The sequence below is a fragment of the Mesorhizobium sp. M8A.F.Ca.ET.207.01.1.1 genome (genome assembly GCF_004794715.1).
GTDB lineage: Bacteria > Pseudomonadota > Alphaproteobacteria > Rhizobiales > Rhizobiaceae > Mesorhizobium.
The window spans coordinates 1-288 of the sequence record NZ_SRUS01000549.1; the positions used below are offsets into that span (position 1 = coordinate 1).

Consider the following 288-nt stretch of genomic DNA (forward strand, 5'->3'; position numbering starts at 1 on the left):
TCAACATGAGGCCCCATTGGGGCTTGGGAGGAAGCCAGCGCAACCATCAGGAAATGAGAAATAACAGCCATATACAACCTCGAATCCATGTGAGGAGCTTAAAAACCTAGCAGAAGAAATGCCGCAGAAAGATGGCAATGCAGTCAACATCCTGATTCCGAAAGCACACAATTTCAAAACTGTGCGGCAACTCATACAACGCCCGGGCTAGGTTCACTATACGGACCCCATCTTCTTGAAGGCATGGTTCTTCATCGCGTCGACGGCGGTTCAAGCCCGACATGCTGT

At 50.0% G+C, this 288-nt stretch carries 1 protein-coding gene; it reads right to left on the reverse strand.

Going from position 1 to position 288, the window contains the following annotated elements:
* Positions 1-106: 106 nt before the first annotated feature.
* The coding region (locus tag EN850_RS36985) for a hypothetical protein (protein WP_210238102.1) at positions 107-288 on the reverse strand (182 nt) is incomplete at its 5' end.